This is a genomic window from Candidatus Sodalis sp. SoCistrobi, assembly GCF_900143145.1.
Classification (GTDB): Bacteria; Pseudomonadota; Gammaproteobacteria; order Enterobacterales; family Enterobacteriaceae; genus SoCistrobi.
This window is the reverse complement of record NZ_FRDB01000002.1, coordinates 17,757-39,450: the sequence shown is the minus strand read 5'-3', so window position 1 is coordinate 39,450 and position 21,694 is coordinate 17,757. Positions and strand designations below refer to the sequence as shown.

20 protein-coding genes are annotated in these 21,694 nt (G+C 60.0%); 8 read left to right on the top strand and 12 right to left on the bottom strand.

Annotated features, from left to right (window positions below; translation table 11 throughout):
• Positions 1 to 2: 2 nt before the first annotated feature.
• Positions 3 to 857 (bottom strand): beta-lactamase regulator AmpE, encoded by an 855-nt coding sequence (gene ampE, locus CINSTRO3249_RS00420; RefSeq protein ID WP_074011706.1) that lies wholly within the window; start codon positions 855 to 857, stop codon positions 3 to 5.
• A 16-nt stretch (positions 858 to 873) separates the two neighbouring features.
• Complete coding sequence (ampD, locus tag CINSTRO3249_RS00415; protein ID WP_074011705.1) at positions 874 to 1,431, bottom strand: 1,6-anhydro-N-acetylmuramyl-L-alanine amidase AmpD; 558 nt, start codon at positions 1,429 to 1,431, stop codon at positions 874 to 876.
• A gap of 91 nt (positions 1,432 to 1,522) precedes the next feature.
• On the opposite strand from ampD, the gene nadC reads away from it, so the two are divergent.
• Entirely contained in the window at positions 1,523 to 2,401 is an 879-nt protein-coding gene (gene nadC, locus CINSTRO3249_RS00410) for a carboxylating nicotinate-nucleotide diphosphorylase (RefSeq protein WP_074011704.1), read from the top strand.
• Between the two features lie 155 nt (positions 2,402 to 2,556).
• On the top strand, positions 2,557 to 3,000 hold the full coding sequence (gene ppdD / locus CINSTRO3249_RS00405) for a prepilin peptidase-dependent pilin (protein WP_074011703.1): 444 nt from the start codon (positions 2,557 to 2,559) through the stop codon (positions 2,998 to 3,000).
• A gap of 64 nt (positions 3,001 to 3,064) precedes the next feature.
• Here the strand turns inward: ppdD and ltrA are convergent, their stop codons facing one another.
• Positions 3,065 to 4,774, bottom strand: coding sequence for a group II intron reverse transcriptase/maturase (gene ltrA / locus CINSTRO3249_RS00400; RefSeq protein ID WP_074011702.1), 1,710 nt, complete (start codon positions 4,772 to 4,774; stop codon positions 3,065 to 3,067).
• Between the two features lie 627 nt (positions 4,775 to 5,401).
• On the opposite strand from ltrA, the gene CINSTRO3249_RS00390 reads away from it, so the two are divergent.
• Positions 5,402 to 6,535, top strand: coding sequence for an ATPase, T2SS/T4P/T4SS family (locus CINSTRO3249_RS00390; RefSeq protein ID WP_074011700.1), 1,134 nt, complete (start codon positions 5,402 to 5,404; stop codon positions 6,533 to 6,535).
• Positions 6,532 to 7,737, top strand: a complete 1,206-nt coding sequence (locus CINSTRO3249_RS00385; RefSeq protein WP_074011699.1) for a type II secretion system F family protein — start codon at positions 6,532 to 6,534, stop codon at positions 7,735 to 7,737. The genes CINSTRO3249_RS00390 and CINSTRO3249_RS00385 overlap by 4 nt, the downstream gene beginning before the upstream one ends.
• A 464-nt stretch (positions 7,738 to 8,201) precedes the next feature.
• Here CINSTRO3249_RS00385 and CINSTRO3249_RS00380 read toward each other — a convergent pair whose 3' ends face one another.
• Entirely contained in the window at positions 8,202 to 9,245 is a 1,044-nt protein-coding gene (locus CINSTRO3249_RS00380; RefSeq protein WP_074011698.1) for a GMP reductase, read from the bottom strand.
• A 184-nt stretch (positions 9,246 to 9,429) separates the two neighbouring features.
• On the opposite strand from CINSTRO3249_RS00380, the gene coaE reads away from it, so the two are divergent.
• Genes coaE through yacG form a run of 3 tightly spaced genes read left to right on the top strand, consistent with a single transcriptional unit; the run spans position 9,430 to position 11,021 of the window.
• Positions 9,430 to 10,056 carry a dephospho-CoA kinase gene (gene coaE / locus CINSTRO3249_RS00375; RefSeq protein WP_074011697.1) on the top strand — a complete coding sequence of 209 codons (627 nt, stop codon included), beginning with the start codon at positions 9,430 to 9,432 and terminating at the stop codon, positions 10,054 to 10,056.
• A complete protein-coding gene (gene zapD, locus CINSTRO3249_RS00370) occupies positions 10,053 to 10,808 on the top strand; it encodes a cell division protein ZapD (RefSeq protein ID WP_074011696.1) in 756 nt (251 codons plus the stop codon). Before coaE ends, zapD begins: the two co-directional genes overlap by 4 nt.
• 12 nt (positions 10,809 to 10,820) lie before the next feature.
• Positions 10,821 to 11,021: a DNA gyrase inhibitor YacG gene (yacG, locus tag CINSTRO3249_RS00365; RefSeq protein WP_074011695.1), complete on the top strand. Its 201-nt coding sequence runs from the start codon at positions 10,821 to 10,823 to the stop codon at positions 11,019 to 11,021.
• A gap of 311 nt (positions 11,022 to 11,332) precedes the next feature.
• On the opposite strand, the gene mutT is transcribed toward yacG, so the two are convergent.
• The 3 genes from mutT to secM all read right to left on the bottom strand — a co-directional run bounded on the left by mutT (position 11,333) and on the right by secM (position 15,138).
• Positions 11,333 to 11,722: an 8-oxo-dGTP diphosphatase MutT gene (gene mutT, locus CINSTRO3249_RS00360; RefSeq protein WP_074011694.1), complete on the bottom strand. Its 390-nt coding sequence runs from the start codon at positions 11,720 to 11,722 to the stop codon at positions 11,333 to 11,335.
• A 129-nt stretch (positions 11,723 to 11,851) separates the two neighbouring features.
• Positions 11,852 to 14,560 carry a preprotein translocase subunit SecA gene (gene secA, locus CINSTRO3249_RS00355; protein WP_074011693.1) on the bottom strand — a complete coding sequence of 903 codons (2,709 nt, stop codon included), beginning with the start codon at positions 14,558 to 14,560 and terminating at the stop codon, positions 11,852 to 11,854.
• A 77-nt stretch (positions 14,561 to 14,637) separates the two neighbouring features.
• On the bottom strand, positions 14,638 to 15,138 hold the full coding sequence (gene secM / locus CINSTRO3249_RS00350) for a secA translation cis-regulator SecM (RefSeq protein WP_074011692.1): 501 nt from the start codon (positions 15,136 to 15,138) through the stop codon (positions 14,638 to 14,640).
• 32 nt (positions 15,139 to 15,170) lie between these two features.
• Here secM and CINSTRO3249_RS00345 point away from each other — a divergent pair, with 32 nt between their 5' ends.
• Positions 15,171 to 15,698, top strand: a complete 528-nt coding sequence (locus CINSTRO3249_RS00345) for a DUF721 domain-containing protein (protein ID WP_074011691.1) — start codon at positions 15,171 to 15,173, stop codon at positions 15,696 to 15,698.
• A gap of 81 nt (positions 15,699 to 15,779) precedes the next feature.
• Here CINSTRO3249_RS00345 and lpxC read toward each other — a convergent pair whose 3' ends face one another.
• From lpxC to murC, 5 genes are all read right to left on the bottom strand, one after another.
• Positions 15,780 to 16,697, bottom strand: a complete 918-nt coding sequence (gene lpxC, locus CINSTRO3249_RS00340) for a UDP-3-O-acyl-N-acetylglucosamine deacetylase (RefSeq protein WP_074011690.1) — start codon at positions 16,695 to 16,697, stop codon at positions 15,780 to 15,782.
• A gap of 106 nt (positions 16,698 to 16,803) precedes the next feature.
• Positions 16,804 to 17,964, bottom strand: coding sequence for a cell division protein FtsZ (gene ftsZ / locus CINSTRO3249_RS00335; RefSeq protein ID WP_074011689.1), 1,161 nt, complete (start codon positions 17,962 to 17,964; stop codon positions 16,804 to 16,806).
• Between the two features lie 72 nt (positions 17,965 to 18,036).
• Positions 18,037 to 19,293, bottom strand: coding sequence for a cell division protein FtsA (gene ftsA, locus CINSTRO3249_RS00330; protein WP_074011688.1), 1,257 nt, complete (start codon positions 19,291 to 19,293; stop codon positions 18,037 to 18,039).
• Positions 19,290 to 20,126 (bottom strand): cell division protein FtsQ, encoded by an 837-nt coding sequence (ftsQ, locus tag CINSTRO3249_RS00325; protein ID WP_074011687.1) that lies wholly within the window; start codon positions 20,124 to 20,126, stop codon positions 19,290 to 19,292. Before ftsQ ends, ftsA begins: the two co-directional genes overlap by 4 nt.
• A 1-nt stretch (position 20,127) precedes the next feature.
• Positions 20,128 to 21,654: a UDP-N-acetylmuramate--L-alanine ligase gene (murC, locus tag CINSTRO3249_RS00320; RefSeq protein WP_254304263.1), complete on the bottom strand. Its 1,527-nt coding sequence runs from the start codon at positions 21,652 to 21,654 to the stop codon at positions 20,128 to 20,130.
• Positions 21,655 to 21,694 lie beyond the last annotated feature (40 nt).

Below are 21,694 nucleotides of genomic sequence, written 5' to 3'. Positions count from 1 at the left end.
GCCTAGACCAACGCGCCGTAGATGGTCAACAGCGCCACGACCACCACAATCACCAATGTGACTTTTTTCGCCAGCGCTACCGCGGCGCGGGGCGTTTGCACCGCATCCAGATGCGGCTCACGCGCCAGCGAAAACTGTGCCAGCCGTGTCAGCACCTGATATTGACTGCTGTGAATATCCCATAATGAGGCAAACCAGGCCGGCAGCGCCTTCTCACCATGCCCCAGCAAAGCATAGGCCGCGCCCGCCAGCCGCACCGGCAGCCAATCCAGCCAGTGCAACAGCATATCGATGCCGGAGCGCGCGCGTTTTAACGGCGTGGAGCGGCGCGCCAGCCAGGTTTGCCAAGCGCGCAGAAAGGCATAGCCCGCCAGAGGCACTGGCCCCCAGGGGCCGCCGATGACCAGCCAAAACAGCGGCGCCAGATAAAACCGGAAGTTGATCCACAGCAGCGCGTTTTGCAGTTCGCGCAAGCGCTCGGCCGGCGCGCCTTCCACCGGCAAGCCGTGAATCAGCGCCAGCTCGTCGCTCATCGCCGCACTGGCATCGATGTCGCCGCGGGCGGCGGCAACCAGATAGTCACGATAATGGCGACGGATCCCGCCCGCGCCGATGCACAATAGCGCCAGGATGACCCACAGCAGCAGCAGGGGGATATGGTAAAACCAGCCCGAGGCCAACCGCAAACAGACCGCGACCAATAACATCCAGCACAGCACCAGCATCAGCGTCTGCGCCAGCGACGTCTCGCGCAGGCGGCTGAACGGCCGCTCAAGCCAGCGATCCAGTTGCCAATGTTCACCGTGCTTGAATAACAGCTCCCAGGCCAGCACCAATAGTAATGTAAACAGCGTCATAACCCGCGTCTCCCTGTTAAATGTCGTCAGGCGGTAGTGACAGTAGTTGTCGAAAATCGCGCCAGCTAAAGGCCGGTCCTGGATCGGTTTTACGCTCCGGCGCGATATCACTATGACCGGTAATGTGCGCCGGCGTTATGGGATAATGGCGCATCAACACGCGGGTCACGTCGGCAAGGGCGCAATACTGAGCATCGGTATAGGGCAGCGTATCGGTCCCTTCCAGCTCAATGCCAATGGAAAAATCATTGCAGCGCTCACGCCCTTGGTAGCAGGACACCCCCGCGTGCCAGGCGCGTCGGTGAAAGGGAACATACTGCACCACCTCCCCATCGCGCCGGATGAGGCAATGCGCGGACACGCGCAGTTGCCAGATAGCGGCAAAATAGGGATCGTCCGCAGGATCCAACGTACCGGTAAACAGCCGATCTATCCAGGGGCCGCCAAAATGGCCCGGCGGCAAACTGATATTGTGCACCACCAGCAAGGTAGGAAATACGTTCGCCGGTCGACAGTCGCAATGGGGGGAAGGCACGCGCTTCACATCTGCAATCCAACCGTTATCCAACCGCATGGTGACCTCATTTTACCGAGTATGGTACTTCGCCCGGCTTCAGGGTAGCATGAATCATCGCTTCCCTTTATCCGCAGATACGGAGATTTTTATGTCGACCCGCCGTTACAACGTTGAGCGCCGCCGGGCGGAATTGCTTGCACGAATTCAACAGGATATCCCGCCGTCGGTCAGCGCCGCGTTAAAAGAAGATCTGGGCGGCGGCACCGACGCGCAGGCCGATATCACCGCCTTACTGCTGCCGGCGGACAGGCAGGCCAGCGCCGTGATTATCACCCGCGAAAACGGCGTTTTTTGCGGCCAACGCTGGCTTGAAGAGGTCTTCAACCAGTTGGGCGGCGGCGTGGCGATTGACTGGCTGGTCGCAGATGGCGATGACATTATAGCCAATCAACCCCTGTGCCGACTGAGCGGGCCGGCGCGCCTGCTGCTTACCGGCGAGCGAACCGCGCTCAATTTCGTCCAAACGCTGTGCGGCGTGGCCAGCGAAGTGAAACGCTATGTCGCTGCGCTGGCGGGTACCGATACCACGCTGCTGGATACGCGTAAAACCTTACCGGGGCTTCGGACCGCGCTGAAATACGCGGTACTGTGCGGCGGCGGCGGCAACCACCGGTTAGGGCTGGCGGACGCGTTCCTCATCAAGGAGAATCATATCATCGCCGCCGGGTCTATCGCCAACGCCATGGCGCTGCGCGCCGATGTGCCGGTGGAAGTCGAAGTAGAATCGCTAGATGAGCTGCATCAAGCGCTGGACGCCGGCGCTGATATCATTATGCTCGACAACTTCAGCCGTGAGGATATGGTGCAAGCGGTGGCGGTGACCCGGCAGCGGGCAGCGCTGGAGGTGTCCGGCAATGTCACGCTCGCCACGCTGCGCGATTACGCGCTGACCGGCGTCGATTACATCTCCGTCGGCGCGTTGACCAAGCATCTGCGGGCGCTGGATCTCTCCCTGCGTTTTCATTAACGAAATATTGCGCGCGGCCACGCATTTGGCATGTCACAACCTGCAGCCGAGCGATGTATAGCTGAATCCGTCTGCCACTTTTTCTTTCCGCCGCTATCGGGGCGTTTGCTGGGCCACTAGGGTGAAGGGGTTTTCGTTCACCCAAGGAGCCCGACATGCATCGCCAGTGCGGATTTACTCTCATGGAGCTGATGGTGGTGATCGCCATCATCGCTATTCTTAGCGCTATTGCGCTGCCCGGCTATCAACGTTATCTGGATCGCGCGGCATTGACCGATATGCTGCGTATCGCCAGCCCCTACCGTCTGGCGGTGGAGCTGTGCGCAATGCAGCAGGGCGACGTCGATAGCTGCAACGCCGGTCAACAGGGTATCCCGGCCACTCATCGGTCCCGTTATGTCAGCGGCGTCAGCGTGCGTCAGGGCGTGATAAGTCTGACCGGCCGCCAAACACTGGCTGGGCTGACGCTGGTGATGACGCCCGCGACACACGGCGACGGCCTGCTCTGGCACCATCGCTGCGACGCGGCGGCGGGCAGCCATCTCGCCGCGCCGTGTGGGGCGTTATTCCAGAACGCCGAACGCGAGGATGTCGGGTAGCAGCAGCGCATTACTGCGCCGCCGCCCCCTCAGAACCGTACGTGCCAGTTTCCCGGCATACGGCTCAAGCCTTTCGATAACTCCATGTAAGAGCCGGTTTAACAACGGAAAAACCACGGCCACGGGCTGTGTGATGACATTCCGGATGTAGCATGACCAGATTCGAGGGCTTATCCAGTCCACCATTCACCTTCCGCACGATATGGCGGAGTTGCCAGCCTGTCTCAGCGGTGATGAAAAGATGGCAGATAGGGCACCTGCGCCCCTGTGTCCGCCACAGGCGCTTAAGTTGTCCGTATCCTTTAATCGACTCCAGCATTGCTGCTCCCAGTCTGGCCTCGAAATACGCCTCGTAACTGGGATCGAATGGATTGGCGGTCGTCTTAACCTGTCGGTGGCGCCGGATTGGCATATCCGAGACTTCATATAAAGTATTAAGTTCGCGTTGTCCCGAGCGGAGAAACCTTCCTGTTTCGACGCCAAACACCCAGTGCCGGAAACCGACGGAGCGGAAGTATTTCTTCTTGACCCAGCCGGTACCTTTGCCGGGATGTCTGCGGCGAGCCCAGTTCCATACCGATCTCCATACTTCATGATTGACTCTGTGGAAGATTTTCTTGGATATAACGTGCCTATAATACCGAGCCCAGCCTTTCAGCATCGGGTTTAGCAGCCATATCAGCTGGTTCTGGCTAATCATAGGGTTACTTTTCACGGTTCGGCGGAGCTTGTTGAGAAACGTTTTCACGCTTTTCGTCGCCGGTTTGATCAGCAATTTGCCATTGTATTTGCGAACGTTCATGCCAAGGAAATCGAACCCCTCGGTGATATGTGTGATTTTCGTTTTCTCCGGTGAGAGTGTAAGCCCACGTTCAGCCAGAAATTGCTCAATCACGGGACGAACTTTATCGGCCAGCACTTCCTGTGTTATCCCTGTGACCACAAAGTCGTCCGCATATCTGATGATATTAACTTTGTACGGGTTTAGCCCGCTTCGGCAGAAATTTTTCTTTAGAAGAGATTGAAGCCCGTCCAACGCTATGTTCGCCAGCGTTGGCGAAATGATCCCGCCCTGCGGCGTTCCCGCGTCTGTCGATTTGAAAAGACCCTCGTGCATATAGCCAGCCTTGAGCCATCCTCTCAAGATCGCCTTGTCCATCGGGATATTGGCGATCAGCCATTCATGTGAAATTTCGTCAAAGCAGCTGCGGATGTCGGCTTCCAGTATCCAGTGGGCTCGATCAGCGCGGTGGAGTGTAGTAAAGCATTGCTCTACCGCATCAGCCGTTGATCTTCCCTGCCTGAATCCAAACGAATTCGGATCGGCACGGGTTTCAGCGACAGGCTCCAGCGCCAGCAAGTAAAGTGCTTGCATGGCCCTGTCGCGCATTGTCGGGATACCCAGCGGTCGCTGTCTGCCGTTAGATTTCGGGATATATATGCGCCTCAGGGGCTGGGGGCGGTACCCCCGTCGCCTTAAGGCATCGATAGCCCTCATTCTGCCGCCGGGAGTGGACCATGTTTTACCATCCACACCCGGCGTCCGCTTTCCACGGTTTTCCGTCACCCGTTTTACGGCGAGCGCTTTGCCGCTAAACGAATGGGTAAGCAGCCATTGCAGGGCTTTAACCCTGCCTTGTCTGCCTTCCTGTGTTGCCTTCACGATACGTGCCTGCAGCCTTCTGACTTCGCGGCGGCATTTTGCCCAATCAATGCTGTGCCAATGCGCCGTATGGCCGGTGGGGGCACCCGCGCTGAGTTTCTTCGCAGTCATCTGCTCTCCCTCCTGAAAAAAGGTGTTCAGGTTATCTCGTGATGAAAGACCCTGCGGAAGTCTGCCCGCTTTCGCGTGGGGTGATGTTGCAGATGCTCAACCCCTGTCCGAGCCATTACAGCCCGGCGTTCGCTTTTTCCGCTCTCCTCTGCCCGCACCGCCGACAGCGAACCTTGCGGTTAGCCTGCCTCAGCGAGGCAGCGATACGGGTTTACCGTGTTCCACCCAGTTTGCACGTGACGGGTTAGGTTCTGCCTATCCACCGGTAGCCTTGATGTCCGTGCCTCCCCATTAAACAAAAGAAGGTCCGACTACATTCCCATTTTGGGTCAGGCCTGTCAGTGTCTTTGGCCTGTTCTGGACTGACGATGTTTATCAGCAGTTCACCTATGTTAACCATACCGTCCAGCCTTGCGCCCTGTCCGCATTGACACTCGCAGACATGCTTCTTCCTCGCGGATTTCACACAGTTCAAAACCGGGCTACGTTGTCCTGAAGGCTCCATACCAAACCGTTACCCGTTTCGCATGCTTCAGTAGGCTACAGGCGACGGAACGCCTGGTTTCTCTGCCATCGCCGGGGCGATGGTGAAACAACAAACTGAGCGACTTTCACGTCGCACGAGTAATGTTCAACCGCACGCATACTGATGCGCGCTGGCCGGTGACCGGCACCCCGCTGCGCGACGATATGCCGGTGACCGGCACGTTGGATCTGCTGCTGCAGCGCGCGCTGTGCCGCGAAGCGTCGGATATTCACATTGAGCCCTGTTCGCCCGCAGGCTACCGGCTGCGGTTGCGCGTCGATGGTCTGATGACCCCCGCTCAGGGTTGTCCCGCCGCGCTGGCGGAGGGTCTGGTCGCGCGGCTAAAGGTGTTGGCGCGGCTGGATATCGCCGAACGCCGCCAGCCCCAGGACGGACAATTCAGCGCCGGCGGCGATGGCCCACCGTGTTCGCTACGGCTTTCCACGCTGCCCACCCTGTACGGTGAAAAAGCGGTACTGCGTTTGTTACGCTGCTCGCCGGAGCATCTGACGCTGAAAAGGTTGGGCATGCCGGCGACGCTCCAGCGGCGCATGATACGGGTGCTGCGTCAACCCCACGGGCTAATGTTGATAACCGGCCCCACCGGTAGCGGTAAAACGTTGACACTCTACGCCATGCTGAATATGCGGCGCCGCCGTCCGCTCAATATTTGTAGCGTGGAGGATCCGGTTGAGCTGCCGTTGGCCGGTATCAACCAGAGTCAGGTCAATTTCCGGGCACGGCTGGATTTTCCGCTGCTGTTGCGGGCGCTGCTGCGCCAGGACCCAGACGTGCTAATGGTGGGCGAGATCCGCGACAATGAAACCGCCGCCGTGGCGCTGAACGCCGCCCGCACCGGCCATCTGGTGCTCTCCACGCTGCATACGCTGTGCGCCGACGACGCCATAAGCCGGCTGCGCCAGCTCGGGCTGGATGCGACGCAGGCAGGGCCAGCGCTGAGCCTGGTGTTGGCGCAGCGCCTGGTGCGACAGCTGTGCCCCGACTGCCGGCGCGCGCCGTGTTCTGAGGCTCCCCGACAGGACGCGACAGGCGGCTGGCAGGCGCAAGGTTGCGTCCGCTGCCGGCGTGGCTATATCGGCCGCTGTGGCCTGTTCGCGCTGCTGGAGGATGACGCCAGCGGTGGCCAGGGATTGTGGTGTGCCGGCATGGCGCTGGCGCAGCAGGGCACAACCTCATTGGCCGAGCTCAGGCGCGTCTTGGGGAATCCGCCGTGACCGGCTGCTGGCTCTGGCGTTGGCAGGGTTTGTCCGCCGAAGGCCAACTTTGTCGGGGTGAGATAATAGGCCACAGCCGCCGCGACTGCGGTCTGCGTTTAGTGGCGTTGGGCCACCAGCCCTTTCGCTTGCGTATTCACGGCTGGCTGCCGGCGCGCTATTGGCAACGCCGGGCGCTGATTGACCTTACCGACCGGCTCGCCTCGCTGCTGCAGACCGGCCTGCCGCTGCGGGAAAGCCTGACGCTGCTGGGCGCCGAATACCCCCGCGCAGGCTGGCGCTGCCTGCTGGCGCAGATCGGCGCGGATATCGAACGGGGGGTGACGCTATCACGGGCCTGCGCCGCCTGGCCGCAGGTCTTTCCGCCGGTGTGGTGCGCCATGTTCGCCCTGGGCGAGCTTACCGGCAGGTTAGATAGCTGCTGCGCCGAACTGGCGCAAAGCGAAGCCCGGCTGTGGCGTCTTAGACAGCAGGTCATGCGGTCGCTACGCTATCCGCTGCTGGTCAGTATGGGCGCGGTCGGCGTGCTGCTGCTCATGCTGCTCATGCTGTTGCCGGCCTTCACCCGAATCTATGCCAGCGCAGGCGTCCCCCTACCGCCCACCGCCGCCCTGCTGCTGCGTTTCGCGGCGCACGCGGGGGAACAGGGTCTGATTTATCTCGCCGTCGCGCTGTCGCTGTACGGCGTCTGGCGGCGACTGTGCCACTATCACCCGCGCTGGCGTCATCGGCTGCGCGCCACAGCGCTGTGGCTGCCGCTGGCGGGCCCGCTGTTGCGACATCACGCGCTTCACCAGTTGTTCCAGACGCTGTCAATGACCCATCGCGCCGGCATCGCTCTCGATCGGGCGCTGGCGGTCGCGGCCCGCGCCGTGGGGCACCCGCGCTATCGTCAGGCCGTGCTGCGCTGCCGGCAGGATCTGCGCCGCGGCAAGGCGCTGCACCAAACACTGGCGCCAACATCGCTGTTTCCGGCGCATTGCCGCTGGCTCATTCGCAATGGCGAGCTCACCGGCACGCTGGACGAGGTTTTATCGCAGCTGGCGCGGTTACACGGCGAGCAGGCGCGGGAAAAGGCCGAACAGCTGGCGCAGCTGGCCGAGCCTGCGCTGCTGCTGCTGACGGGCGCCATGGTGTGCGGACTGGTGGTGATTCTTTATTTACCCCTGCTGCAGTTAGGCGAAGTGTTTAGCCAGTTTTGAGCGACTACGGCACACCCGCCACGCACGGTTGCAGAGATAAGGAAACGCCGCCGGGCGCGCACGGTTCTAGGCCGAAGGACGCGCCGGGCAGGTACATACGAATGGCAGGCGGCAGGATGCGCCGCCGGGCGCGCACGGTTGCAGGCCGAAGGACACGCTGGCAGGTGCGTAGGGTGGCAGGCTGCAGGATGCGCTGGTTATGGGTGCACGATGGCGGGCCCCGCGCACGCGCGGTTGCAGGCCGAAGGACGCGCCGGGCAGGTACATACGATGGCAGTCTGCAGGATGCGCTAGTCGATGGTGCACAATAGCGGGCCGCAGGAAGCGCCGGTCGCGGGCGCCGCCGTCACCTCTCTTTGCAGGGCCGGGAGACGCTCAAGGCAACGGCAGGCTAAGAGCAATGCTGAACCACGCAACCGGGGACATGTTCAGGCGGCGGCGTCCCGTTCGCCGCCTGACGCTGTTTACAACTGGGTGAAGACTCGGTTTTCCTGCTCGGCGACGCGGATAAACGTGGTGCGTTTGGTCAATTCCTTCAAACGCGAGGCGCCAACGTAGGTGCAGGCGGAACGCAGACCACCGAGGATATCGCGGATGGCATATTCCACCGGCCCGCGTAGCGGAAGTTTGACGGTCTTGCCCTCCGCCGCGCGGTAATCCTCCACGCCGCCGACATGCCGCTTCATGGCTGACTCTGAGCTCATGCCGTAGAACAGCATAAAGCGTTCGCCGTTTTCCTCGACGAGGGTGCCTTCGCATTCGTCGTGGCCCGCCAGCATGCCGCCCAACATCACGAAATCCGCGCCACCGCCGAACGCTTTGGCGACGTCGCCCGGCACCGCGCAGCCGCCGTCGCTGACAATCTGCCCGCTCAGACCGTGGGCGGCATCGGCACACTCAATGACCGCCGACAGCTGGGGATAGCCGACGCCGGTTTTCACCCGAGTGGTGCATACCGAGCCGGGGCCGATACCCACTTTGACGATATCGGCGCCGGAAAGAATAAGTTCTTCCACCATTTCGCCCGTCACCACATTGCCGGCGCAAATCACTTTATCCGGGCAGGCTTCGCGAGCTTTTTGAACAAAGTTCACAAAATGCTCCGAATAGCCATTGGCGACATCAATGCAGATAAAATTTAGCTGCGGCGACAGCGCCAGGATCTGCTTCAATTTCTCGAAGTCGGCGGCTGAGGTGCCGGTGGACACCATCACATGACGCAGTACCGATTCCGGCGCCCGCGCCACAAACTCACGCCACTGATCCACGTTATAATGTTTGTGCACCGCGGTGAGTACGTCGAAGGCGGCCAGCGCCTCCGCCATATTAAAGGTGCCGACGGTATCCATGTTCGCGGCGATAACCGGCACACCGGACCAGCGAATGCCGGGGTGTTTGAAGGTGAAGTCGCGCTGTAGTTCAACATCGGAGCGGCTTTTCAGCGTGGAGCGTTTTGGCCGGATAAGGACATCTTTAAAACCTAACTTCACATCTTCTTCAATACGCATAGGGTTTTCCTGGTAAAAGGCGACGAGTCGCTAATCAATATCGGATACAATTTGCCTATTCCAGTAGCGGTATCATACGCGGGATTAAAGTTAGGGCAAGACTGCGAAATCTGCCCATTTTACGCTACAATCGTACCAATTTACCTGGTGCCGGGGGATTCTCTTTCGGGGTGAGGCAGTTAACGTGACGCAATACATTGTCGCCTTGACCGGCGGTATCGGCAGCGGTAAAAGCACGGTGGCCAACGCCTTTGCCGCGCTCGGCGTGCCTCTGGTGGACGCCGACGTGATCGCCCGGGAGGTGGTGCAGCCGGAAAGTCCGGCCCTGCACGCCATCGTGCAGCGTTTTGGCCCGGCGATGCTAAGCGCGGACGGCTCGCTGGATCGCGCCGCGCTTCGCGCGCGTATTTTCAGCGACCCGGCAGAAAAAGCCTGGCTTAACGGCCTGCTTCATCCGCTTATTCAACGGCAAACCGAGCAGCAGTTACGCTCAGCCCGCACCCCGTATGTGCTGTGGGTAGTGCCGCTACTGATTGAAAACAACCTGCAGCAGCGCGCCAACCGGGTGCTGGTGGTGGACGTCGACCGCGAGCGCCAGATCGTGCGTACGCTCAGCCGGGACGGCGTCAGCCGTGCACAGGTAGAAAACATTTTGGCGTCGCAGGTGTCGCGTCAGCAGCGTCTGGCCTGCGCGGACGATATTATTGATAATAGCGGGCGCCCCGAGGAGATAACGGATCGCGTTGCTACCTTGCATCAACGCTATCTTGCGCTTGCGGCATCAGCAACCCGACAGGATAAATCACCATGAGTGACGTTTACTCGACAACGGTGCTATTTGAACACCCGTTAAATGAAAAAATGCGTACCTGGCTTCGACTGGAGTTTCTTCTTCAGCAGCTTTACCGACATCCGGCATTAAGCGAGACGGCCAACGCGCTGACGTTTTTTCGTACCTTGTCCGATCTGCTGGACGTTCTGGAACGCGGCGATATCCGCAGTGAAATGCTCAAAGAGCTCGATCGCCAGCAGCAAAAGTTATTGCAGTGGGAAGGCGTGCCCGGCGTCGACAGCGAGCGCGTCAGCGCCCTGCGCACCGAGTTCAAACGTTGCGCCACCACGCTGATGTCGGCCCCGCGCCTGGGTCAGTTGCTGCGCGAGGATCGCCTGATCGGCGCCGTGCGCCAGCGGCTTTCCATTCCGGGCGGCTGCTGCAGCTTCGACCTGCCGGCGCTGCATATTTGGCTCCATCTGCCGCAGCCGCTGCGGGACGCGCAGGTCAACGGCTGGCTGCAAACGCTGGATCCGCTCAACGCCGCGCTGACCCGCATCCTTGATATCGTGCGCCATTCGGGGCCGTTCAAGAATCAAATCAGTTTAAACGGTTTTTTCCAGGACAACGCCGAGGTTGGCGATTTGCTGCGGCTACGCATCCCTGTTGAGCATCAACTTTATCCACAAGTATCCGGCCATAAAACCCGTTATGCTATCCGTTTTTTATCCCTGGACAGCGAAAACGGTGTGGTGCCGAACCGCCTGCCGTTTGAACTGGCCTGCTGTTAGGAGAACGCGACCATGAGCGACGATATCGTTAACGTCCCCTGCCCCACCTGCGGCAAAGCGGTGGAATGGAGCCAAAAAAGCCTGTTCCGGCCGTTTTGCAGCAAACGCTGTCAGCTGATTGATTTGGGCGAATGGGCGGAAGAAGAAAAACGCATTCCAAGCGACGTGCAGATTATCGACAGCGACGAGTGGAGCGATGAAACCCGCCATTAACAGGGCCGCACCGGCGGCGGTTTACCCTGCCGTCGCAGGCGACACGCTTCACCCCCGCATGCCGCACCAGCCACCCCGGCTTACCCTGGTTTCCCCGCCCGCCGTCGGCGGCACGGTGCGCTTGTCTGCCGCCGGCGACCAACTGCGCGGGACAGCGTAGCGTAATCCGTTGACTCCTCGCGGGGCAGCGTCGCGCTGTACGTTGACTCCCAAGCGACAGCGTTGCGCTGTGCGTTGACTCTCAAGCGACAGCGTTACACCTCCGCTGGCCCTCGCGCGGCAGCGTTGCGCTATTGGCTGACGCCGTGCTCTTAGTCCGCCGTTAGTTGGCGGATGATGGCCGCGTTGGCCGGCGGGAACTCATCCGCGCGCAGCGCCTGCTGTGGGCACCAGCGCACCGGCTGCCCTTCGTTGCCGCAGGGCGTGCCGCGCCACTGTTCCACTAGATAGAAATAAAACGCCAACTGCCGCTCGGCGAAAGCATGCTGGGTGGTCGCCAACAGCTGGGCATGCTCGACCTCAATGCCGATCTCTTCGCGCAATTCGCGATACAGCGCCTGTTCGGGGGTCTCTCCCGGCTCTACCTTACCGCCTGGAAACTCCCAAAATCCCCCCATGTGCACATCCGCCGCCCGTCGGGCGATAAAAATTTCCCGCCGGGCGTTACGAATGATACCCACCGCAATGGTTCGTATCGTCATAGCTGTCAGCGCTCCTTCAGGTTGTCCCGCACAGCCAGGCCGCGCGCCTTAGAAAAAGTGTAAACCGTATTTACTAAAACGCCCGGCGAACCGGGCGTGATGGGCGACTATCGGTCAAGAGGTGCCGTACTATTGCAATTTGCCGTGGCAATGCTTGAATTTCTTGCCCGAACCGCACGGACAGGGATCGTTGCGCCCGACTTTGCGACTTTCCAGCGCCGCTGCCGCCTCACCCTGGGCGAGCTCATCCACCGGCGCCTGATGGCTCAGCTGCTGCTGTCTGGCGAGACGTTCGGCCTCCTCGCGCCGCTGCTGCTCCATCGCCTCCACCTCTTCCGGCATGCGCACCTGCACTTTGCTAAGCGTGCTGATCACTTCATATTTCAGCGACTCCAGCATAGCGGCAAACATGGCGAAAGATTCGCGCTTGTACTCTTGTTTCGGATCTTTTTGCGCATAACCGCGCAGATGGATGCCCTGACGAAGATAGTCCATCGCCGCCAGATGCTCTTTCCACAGGGAATCCAGCGTTTGCAGCATGACGCCCTTCTCGAAATTGCGCATCATATCGGTGCCGACGATCTCTTCTTTACGCTGGTATTGAGCCAGCGTCTGCTCAAGCACACGTTCGCGCAGGGTTTCTTCATGCAGGCCCGGTTCATCGTCCAGCCATTGGGCGACGGGCATTTCCAGATCGAAGTCATCCTTGAGGCGCTGCTCCAGCCCCGGCACGTCCCACATTTCCTCCAGCGACTGCGGCGGAATATAGCTATCGAGGATGGTCTTCAGCACATCTTCGCGGATGCTCTTAACGGTCTCGCTAATGTCCGCCACGTCCAGCAGTTCGTTGCGCTGGGTGTAGATCGCGCGGCGCTGATCGTTGGCGACGTCGTCATATTCCAGCAATTGCTTACGGATATCAAAGTTGCGGCTTTCCACCTTGCGCTGGGCATTGGCAATCGCCTTGGTGACCCAGGGGTGCTCGATGGCTTCACCGGGTTTCATACCCAGTTTGCGCATCATGCCGGAGACGCGATCCGAGGCGAAAATACGCATCAGGGCATCTTCCATCGACAGATAAAAACGGGAGGAGCCGGCGTCGCCCTGACGGCCGGAACGGCCGCGCAGCTGATTGTCGATACGGCGCGACTCATGGCGCTCGGTGCCGATAATATGCAGGCCGCCGGCGGCCAGCACCGCCTCATGGCGCGGCTGCCAGGCATCCTTAATGGCGGCGATCTGCTGCTCGTCCGGGGACTCCAGGGCCGCGATTTCCGCCTGCCAACTGCCGCCCAGCACGATGTCGGTACCGCGCCCAGCCATGTTGGTGGCGATGGTGACCGCCCCCGGCTGGCCCGCCTGGGCGACGATGTCGGCCTCCATGGCATGGAATTTGGCGTTCAGCACCTTATGCGCAATGCCGGCTTTCTCCAGCTCGCCGGAAACCAGCTCCGATTTTTCAATGGAAATCGTCCCCACCAGGACCGGCTGACCGCGTTCGGTACAGGTTTTGATATCCTCGATGATGGCGTCAATTTTTTCTTTTTCCGTCATATAGACCAGATCGGCCAAATCCTTACGGATCATGGGACGGTTGGTCGGCACCACGATGGTATCGAGTTTATAAATGGAGCTGAACTCAAACGCTTCGGTGTCGGCGGTACCGGTCATACCGGCCAGCTTCTCATACAGGCGGAAATAGTTCTGGAAGGTAATCGATGCCAGCGTCTGGTTTTCATTCTGGATGGCGACATTTTCCTTGGCCTCCACCGCCTGGTGCAGCCCGTCGGACCAGCGGCGGCCCGGCATGGTGCGGCCGGTATGCTCGTCGACAATGATAACCTCACCGTCTTTGACGATATAGTCCACGTCGCGAGCGAACAGCACGTGGGCGCGCAAAGCGGCGGTCACATGATGCATCAGCATAATGTTGGCCGGCGAATAGAGCGATTCGCCCTCCTCCATGATGCCGGCTTTCACCAGCAGCTCTTCAATCAGCACCAGCCCGCGTTCGGTCAGGTTCACCTGGCGGGACTTCTCATCCACCGAGAAGTGCCCCTCGCCCTGGAAACTCTCGGAGTCTTCTTTATCCTGACGAATCAGATGGGGGATAAGCTTATCGACGCGGCGATACATATCCGAGCTGTCTTCCGACGGGCCGGAGATAATCAGCGGGGTACGCGCTTCATCGATAAGGATGGAATCCACCTCATCCACCAGCGCGTAATGCAGCTTGCGTTGCACCCGCTCTTCCGGGCTGAACGCCATATTGTCACGCAGGTAGTCAAAGCCGTACTCGTTATTGGTACCGTAGGTAATATCGGCGGCGTAGGCGGCCCGTTTGGCCGGTGCCGGCAGCCCCGGCAGGTTGATGCCGACGCTCAGACCCAGAAACTCGAACAGCGGGCGGTTGTTTTCCGCATCGCGCTGCGCCAGGTAATCGTTCACCGTGACCACGTGCACGCCTTTTCCGCTCAGGGCGTTCAGGTAAGCCGGCAGCGTCGCGGTTAGGGTTTTCCCTTCACCGGTGCGCATTTCGGCGATGCAGCGGTCGTTAAGCACCATACCGCCCATCAATTGCACATCGAAATGGCGCATAGCGAATACCCGCGTGCTGGCCTCGCGCACCACGGCAAAGGCTTCCGGCAACAGGCTGTCAACGGTTGCCCCTTGGGCGATACGGTCACGGAATTCAACGGTTTTGGCCGCGAGCTGTTCGTCGCTCAGCTGTGCCATCGCCGGTTCCATCTGGTTGATAGCGTCCACCGCTTTGCTCATACGGCGCAGGGTACGATCGTTACGGCTGCCAAAAATCTTGGTAAGTAATTTTGCTAGCATAGTCAGTCACATCTCATCACGGCCCCGTCCATCGGCGGCCAAAAAATCGTTTGCGGGAAAGTTAAGGTCCTTCAGCGTCAGGCGACGGCCGGCGGGCCGGCGCGTATTCCCTGCAGCTGCGCCAGACGGATGCCGCTACGATTGTCGATGAAAGCGACGTGGTCCGTTAACCGCAGCCGGCGGACCAGCACCGGCGGCCGCGCTTCGCGGTTGAGCAACAGACTCAGCGTGGTCAGCAGCACCTGATGCTGAACGCGCAGCGGCGCGACGGCCTCGGGCAACGGCGCGGGGGCCCAGGCAATGGAGAGATGACGGATGACGGTACGTATGGCATGCTGATGCCAGTAGTCAACGGCGTAGGTGGGGCGACCCGGGACATCCTTCAGCCGCGCCAGCTGACTAAAGCCGACCTGAAAGGCGCTTTGTCGGCTAAGGCTTGGGCAATTGTCGGCCTGGTGCAGCATCTCCTGGCCGCCTGGCAATAACGGCACGCCAAAACCGGCCGCGACCATCCCCAACAGAAGATGCGGCCAGAAATAACGTCTGCCAAATTGTCGCCAACGATTTAGAATACCCATTACCCGATCATGTCTTCCGCCGGAGTGTTGTTATGCGCGATAGTCGTCCACATCCCATCGACAGCCTGTTTAGCGACGCCGCCGAAACGGGCCGCGTGTCCCTCTCAAAGATTCAGCAGCGCGCCATCTTGCTGCTTAAGCTCAACCGCACGGTCAACGCGCTGTTGCCGGCACCGCTGCGCCCCTGGTGCCGCGTCGCCAACGTCCGCCAGGGGGTACTGGTACTGGAAACCGCCAATGCCAGCTGGAAGATGCGGTTACGCTATGAACAACCTCAATTATTGTCCACGTTAAGAGCGCAGATTCTACCATCATTGTCGTCTATCGACATCAGGATTAACCCTGGCCTGGCGAGAAAACAGGAATTGCATGCGCAAAACAACGACAGCGACCGTCAACGTGACCGGCCGCTGGGGGAAAAGCCAAGGCGTTTGAGTGTACAGAGTGCGGCGTCTATTCGCCATGTGGCGGCGCGCAGCGAAGGTAAATTAAAGAACGCGCTAGAACGACTGGCGGAGCTGGCCGGAGAGAGTGCCGACCCCGCCCGTCGCGGGAAATAGACGCCAAAAGGCTAACCTGGCCTGCGATATACCGGGACGCCGCCGTCAAGCACCGCGTCACCGCGACCTCGATGATGACGCTCAGGCCATAACGAAGGTCGGCGCCTTGAACGCCAGCGGCAGTTCAGCCTCATCCTCGAAGGTCACCAGTTCCCAGGCTTCCTGACGCGCCAGTACCGCCTGCAGCAGCTTGTTATTCATGGCGTGGCCGGATTTGAAGGCGGTAAACGCGCCGATGATGTTGTGGCCGCACATGAACAGGTCGCCGATGGCGTCGAGCATTTTGTGGCGGACGAACTCATCTTCAAAGCGCAGGCCGTCTTCATTCAGCACCCGATAGTCATCGACCACGATAGCGCAGTCGAAGCTGCCGCCAAGCGCCAGGCCGCGAGATTGCAGGTACTCGATATCGCGCATGAAGCCAAAGGTGCGCGCCCGGCTTATCTGGCGCACGAAAGACTCCGCGGAGAAGTTCAGGAAATAACGTTGCGAGCTGGCATCAATCGCAGGATGTTTGAAGTCGATGGTAAAATCGAGCGTAAAGCCGTTATACGGCGCCAGCTCGGCCCATTTATCCCCATCCTCGACGCGCACCGCCTGTTTCAGACGCAGGAATTTTTTGGCGCTGTTAAGCTCCTCAATGCCGGCATCCAGCAGCAGGTAGACGAAGGGGCTGGCGCTGCCGTCCATGATCGGGATTTCAGGCGCATCCACTTCAACGATGATGTTGTCGATTCCCAACCCCGCCAGCGCCGCGTTCAGGTGCTCTACGGTGGAAATACGCACATCATGCTCGTTCACCAGACAGGTGCAAAGCATGGTGTCACGTACCGACTTGGCGTCCGCAGGAAAATCCACCGGCGGGTTCAAATCGGTTCGACGATAGATGACCCCGGTGTTTGCCGGTGCAGGGCGTAGTGTCAGTGTGACCTTTTTGCCGGTATGTAACCCCACACCGGTGGCCTGCACGATACGTTTTAATGTCCGCTGTTTGATCATCTGTTTCTCTCGCAATGTTTAACCATGCCGCCTACTCCACACAGTATAGAGAAGAGTGGGCGGGCCAGTTTAGCACAAAGAGCGGCGTTTCCCAAAACGGCACGGTTTAATCCGCCTGTTTACGCAAGAATGCCGGGATATCCAGGTAGTCGGGTTCCTTACTCCCCTGGGCGTTTTGCTCATTGACCGCCTTGGCCGCCGTTTTCTGCTCATGATTGAGCGAAGACATGCCTGCGGTGTGATCGCGGTAGCGGTTATCCATCACCGGCTGGCTGCTCTGCTTATTGGTCACCAGCGTGATTTCCGGCCGTTTGTCCATACCGATGCCGGTCGCGACCACGGTAACGCGCAGTTCGTCGTTCATATCCGGGTCCAGCGAGGTACCGATAACCACCGTGGCGTTGTCGGAGGCAAAAGCGCGGATAGTATTACCCACGGTTTCAAACTCGTCCAGACGCAGGTCGAAGCCCGCGGTAATGTTGACCAGAACCCCACGGGCGCCGGACAGATCGATATCTTCCAGCAGCGGGCTGGAAATCGCCATTTCCGCCGCTTCTTCCGCGCGATCTTCGCCGCAGGCGACGCCGGAGCCCATCATGGCATAGCCCATTTCCGACATCACGGTGCGCACGTCGGCAAAGTCGACGTTCATCAGCCCCGGGCGGGTGATAAGCTCGGCGATACCCTGCACCGCGCCTTTCAATACATCGTTGGCGGCGCCGAACGCGTCCAGCAGCGAAATACCGCGCCCCAGGACTTTCAGCAGCTTGTCGTTAGGGATGGTGATAAGCGAGTCGACATGCTTGGAGAGTTCAGCAATGCCCTGCTCGGCGAACGCCATACGTTTTTTGCCCTCAAAATTAAAGGGCTTGGTGACCACCGCCACGGTCAGGATCCCCAGATCCTTGGCGACTTCCGCGACAACCGGCGCGGCGCCGGTACCGGTACCACCGCCCATACCGGCGGCGATGAACACCATATCGGCCCCTTCTAGCGCGGCCCGCAGCGCTTCGCGGTCCTCTTCGGCGGAGTTGCGGCCCACTTCGGGATTGGCGCCGGCCCCCAGCCCTTTGGTAATGCCGCTGCCGATTTGAATGGTCTGGCCCACCGCCGTCTTACGCAATGCCTGAGCATCGGTATTCACCGCGAAGAAGTCCACGCCTTCGATGCGCTCGCGCACCATATGCTCGACGGCGTTGCCGCCACCGCCGCCGACGCCGATGACTTTAATCACCGCGTCGTTGGTTAATTCCATAGGTTCAAACATAATTTCTCTCCGTTTTGTGCCTGTCGCTTCGGAATCGGCCGCCTGCACAGCCGGGTTCCGTCTTGAAAATCGTTAAAATTCTTTGCGCAGCCAGCCGCTGAACCGCTTGAACCATGTGCTGACCGACGTTCTTTTTTCCACGTCTACTTCGCCGCTTAAATGTGACTCTTTACCGTAATGCAGCAGCCCCACGGCGGTAGAATAATAGGGCGCCTGCGCATAATCCGTCAGGCCGGTGATATTCAGCGGCTGGCCGATACGCACCTGGGTATGAAATACCCGCTGCGCGCACGCCGCCAAGCCGTCGATTTGCGCCGCGCCGCCGGTCAGGACAATGCCGGCGGCCAGATGGTGTTTCACCCCCTGCGCCCGCAATTGCTCCTGCAGTTGCAAAATCTCGTCGTTGACCAGATTCAGCAGCTCGGTGTAACGCGGCTCGATCACCTCGGCCAGGGTCTGGCGCTGTAAGCTGCGCGGCGGCCGGCCGCCGACGCTCGGTACTTCCACGCTCTCGTCCTTGCTGACCACCGCCCCCAGCGCGCAGCCGTGGCGAACTTTGATCGCCTCGGCGTCGGTGGGCGGCGTGCCGAAGGCATAGGCGATGTCGCTGGTGACCACATTGCCGGCGTAGGGGATCACCTTGGTGTGGCGCAGTGCGCCGGCGGTATACACCGCCATGTCCATGGTGCCGCCGCCGATGTCGACCACGCACACGCCCAGTTCGCGTTCATCTTCGGTCAGTACCGCGTAACTTGATGCCAGACCGGCGAAAATAAGTTGGTCAACTTTCAGCCCGCAACGTTCAACCGCTTTGACAATGTTCTTTGCCATATCATTATGGCAGGTAATCAGATGGACCTTGGCCTGCATGCGTACGCCGGACAAACCCACCGGATTTTTTATTCCTTCCTGATAGTCAATCGCATAGTCCTGCGGGATGATGTGCAAGATACGGTGCTCATCGCGCACCCGCACCGATTTGGCGGTATGCACCACATTCTCCACGTCTTCCTGGGTCACTTCTTCTTCGGAAATCGGCACCATGCCAATTTCGTTCTGGCAGCTGATATGTTTGCCGGACAGGGCAAGATACACCGACGAGATCTGGCAATCCGCCATTAGCTCCGCCTGATCAACAGCGCGCTGGACGCATTTCACCACCGATTCCAGATCGTTAACGCCACCCTTGTCCATGCCACGCGACGGGCAACTGCCGACACCGATGATATTCACCATACCATCGGGCAGCACCTCCCCTACCAGCGCGGCCACCTTGGCCGTGCCGATCTCCAGTCCTACTACCAGTTTTCTGTCCGTCGCCTTGATCATTGTTGTTCTGCCTGTGCCTGAGTCTGTTGCTGATTACTGTTTTCCGGTTCGATATAGGCCGCGGCCCAACCGACGGCCAAGCCCGAGTCATAGCGCAGGTCCACATAGCTGATGCGCTTATTATCGTTCCGGGCCTGCTGGAGAAGAACCGGATAAATCCCGATAAAGCGCTGCAGGCGCCTGGCTCTGTCGTCCCGGCCCAGCTCCAGCCGGGTATCATCCCGTAACGTCAACTGCCACGAATGGCGGGCGCTCATGCTGACAGCCTTGAGCTGAAACTTGGCCGCCGTCAGCACCGCGTTCATGGTGCGATAGCCGCTCAGCACGTCTTGCTCGCTGCCCTCCGGGCCATACAGCATCGGCATGGGCTGATTGCCGATACGCTCCGCCGGGGCGCTGAATACCTTGCCGCTGCCGTCAAGCAGATGTTGATCGTTCCAGCGCGCCACCGGCACATATTCCACCAAGTGGATTTTTAATTCGTCCGGCCACTGTTTACGCACGCTGACCTGCTTTATCCACGGCATGCGTTCAATTTGCTGCTGAATGACGTTAACGTCCTGCGTCATAAAGGTGCCGGGCGCTCCCAGCGCCAGAATCGCCTGGCGAATATCGTCATTGGTGGTGTAATGATGTTCTCCGGTCACCACCAGCCGGGACAGCGGTAAACGGTGGGCATCTTTCATCCAGCCCACGACCATCCAACCTCCCCAAACGATGGTGCCGAGCACCATCAGCAAGAAGATCAGACCCGCGAGCTGGCCGCCGTTGCTGCGTCCCGCAGCGGCTCTCTGTGTCTCACGGTTGCGTACGTTTATCGCCGCCTGCGACATGTCAGGCCGCTCCCGCCGCGGCGACCGTCGGCGCGTGCCGGTGAAGATCAAGCCGTTTAACCATGACGTCCTCGCCCGACTGCGGTTGCAGCCTGCTGTCAGCCAGTTTACGGGCGATTTTGCCCACCGTACCGGCGCCCTGCATCAGCACCAAATCGTTGTCTTGCAGCGCCTGCGCCAGCGTTGCGGGCAGCGCCTCCATATCCGGCACCAAAATCGGATCCACCTTGCCGCGACCGCGAATAGTACGGCACAAAGAGCGGCTGTCGGCGCCGGGGATCGGCGCTTCGCCGGCGGGATAGACGTCCAGCATCAGCAGGACATCCACGCCGGAGAGGACGTTGGCAAAATCGTCGTACAGGTCCCGCGTACGGGTATAGCGGTGCGGCTGAAACACCATCACCAGCCGCTTGTCCGGCCAGCCGGCACGCGCTGCTTTGATCGTGGCGTCCACCTCAGTCGGGTGATGGCCGTAATCATCCACCAGCATCACTTCGCCCGTTTTGCCGTTGACGTTGGCCAAATCGTAAAGGCCCAAATCATCGAAGCGGCGACCGGTGCCCTGAAATTGCAGCATCGCCTGCAAAATGCTCTCGTCATTGATGCCTTCTTCGGTCGCCACCGCAATGGCCGCCACCGCATTCAGCGCGTTGTGGCGACCCGGTGCGTTGAGCTCCACCCGCAAATCGGCCTTTTCCTGCCGGGTGAGGGTAAAGCTGCCGCGCGCACCGTCCTGGCGGTAATCGGTAATACGCAAATCGGCATCGTCGCTGAAGCCATAAGTGGTGATCTGGCGCCCGACGCGGGGCAGCAGTTCGCGGATCACCGGATCGTCGATACACATCACCGCACGGCCGTAAAACGGCAGATTGTGCAGAAAGTTAATAAACGTCTGCTTGAGATTTTCAAAGTCGCCCTGATAGGTATCCATATGGTCGGCTTCGATATTGGTGATAATCGCCACCATCGGCTGCAAATGCAGGAAGGAGGCGTCGCTTTCGTCGGCCTCGGCAATCAGGTAACGACTGCAGCCCAGACGGGCGTGCACGCCAGCGGCTTTCACCAATCCGCCGTTCACGAAGGTCGGATCCAGGCCGGCCTCGGCATAAATACTGGCCACCATCGCGGTGGTGGTAGTTTTACCGTGCGTACCGGCAATCGCGATGCCGTGACGAAAACGCATCAGCTCCGCCAGCATTTCCGCGCGCTGAATGACGGGAATACGCGCCTCTTTGGCCGCCACAATTTCCGGGTTATCGGCCGCGATGGCGCTCGACACCACCACCACGCTGGCGTCGCTAATATTCTCCGGGCGGTGATTGAAATAAATCTGCGCGCCCAGTTCCGTCAGTTGCTGCGTGACCGCGTTCGGCGCCAGATCGGAGCCGCTGATTTGATAGCCCTCGTTCGCCAGCACCTCCGCGATACCGCCCATGCCGGCACCGCCGATGCCGACAAAATGGATTTGCCTGACGCGGCGCATCTCGGGGACAAACGTTCGCAGTTTAGCCAGTTGTTGTGTATTCACAGTGTCATCGCTTAAGTCAAAAAAACGCTCAAGACGGCCC

What these genes read in the sequence shown, in the direction of transcription:
- CINSTRO3249_RS00345 (WP_074011691.1), top strand. Translation starts at nt 15,171, where the DNA reads ATGCGCGATAGTCGTCCACATCCCATCGACAGCCTGTTTAGCGACGCC.
- secM (WP_074011692.1), bottom strand. Translation starts at nt 15,138, where the DNA reads ATGGGTATTCTAAATCGTTGGCGACAATTTGGCAGACGTTATTTCTGG.
- CINSTRO3249_RS00380 (WP_074011698.1), bottom strand. Translation starts at nt 9,245, where the DNA reads ATGCGTATTGAAGAAGATGTGAAGTTAGGTTTTAAAGATGTCCTTATC.
- nadC (WP_074011704.1), top strand. Translation starts at nt 1,523, where the DNA reads ATGTCGACCCGCCGTTACAACGTTGAGCGCCGCCGGGCGGAATTGCTT.
- secA (WP_074011693.1), bottom strand. Translation starts at nt 14,560, where the DNA reads ATGCTAGCAAAATTACTTACCAAGATTTTTGGCAGCCGTAACGATCGT.
- CINSTRO3249_RS00390 (WP_074011700.1), top strand. Translation starts at nt 5,402, where the DNA reads ATGTTCAACCGCACGCATACTGATGCGCGCTGGCCGGTGACCGGCACC.
- ftsZ (WP_074011689.1), bottom strand. Translation starts at nt 17,964, where the DNA reads ATGTTTGAACCTATGGAATTAACCAACGACGCGGTGATTAAAGTCATC.
- lpxC (WP_074011690.1), bottom strand. Translation starts at nt 16,697, where the DNA reads ATGATCAAACAGCGGACATTAAAACGTATCGTGCAGGCCACCGGTGTG.
- ftsA (WP_074011688.1), bottom strand. Translation starts at nt 19,293, where the DNA reads ATGATCAAGGCGACGGACAGAAAACTGGTAGTAGGACTGGAGATCGGC.
- ftsQ (WP_074011687.1), bottom strand. Translation starts at nt 20,126, where the DNA reads ATGTCGCAGGCGGCGATAAACGTACGCAACCGTGAGACACAGAGAGCC.
- zapD (WP_074011696.1), top strand. Translation starts at nt 10,053, where the DNA reads ATGAGTGACGTTTACTCGACAACGGTGCTATTTGAACACCCGTTAAAT.
- ltrA (WP_074011702.1), bottom strand. Translation starts at nt 4,774, where the DNA reads ATGACTGCGAAGAAACTCAGCGCGGGTGCCCCCACCGGCCATACGGCG.
- yacG (WP_074011695.1), top strand. Translation starts at nt 10,821, where the DNA reads ATGAGCGACGATATCGTTAACGTCCCCTGCCCCACCTGCGGCAAAGCG.
- mutT (WP_074011694.1), bottom strand. Translation starts at nt 11,722, where the DNA reads ATGACGATACGAACCATTGCGGTGGGTATCATTCGTAACGCCCGGCGG.
- ampE (WP_074011706.1), bottom strand. Translation starts at nt 857, where the DNA reads ATGACGCTGTTTACATTACTATTGGTGCTGGCCTGGGAGCTGTTATTC.
- ampD (WP_074011705.1), bottom strand. Translation starts at nt 1,431, where the DNA reads ATGCGGTTGGATAACGGTTGGATTGCAGATGTGAAGCGCGTGCCTTCC.
- ppdD (WP_074011703.1), top strand. Translation starts at nt 2,557, where the DNA reads ATGCATCGCCAGTGCGGATTTACTCTCATGGAGCTGATGGTGGTGATC.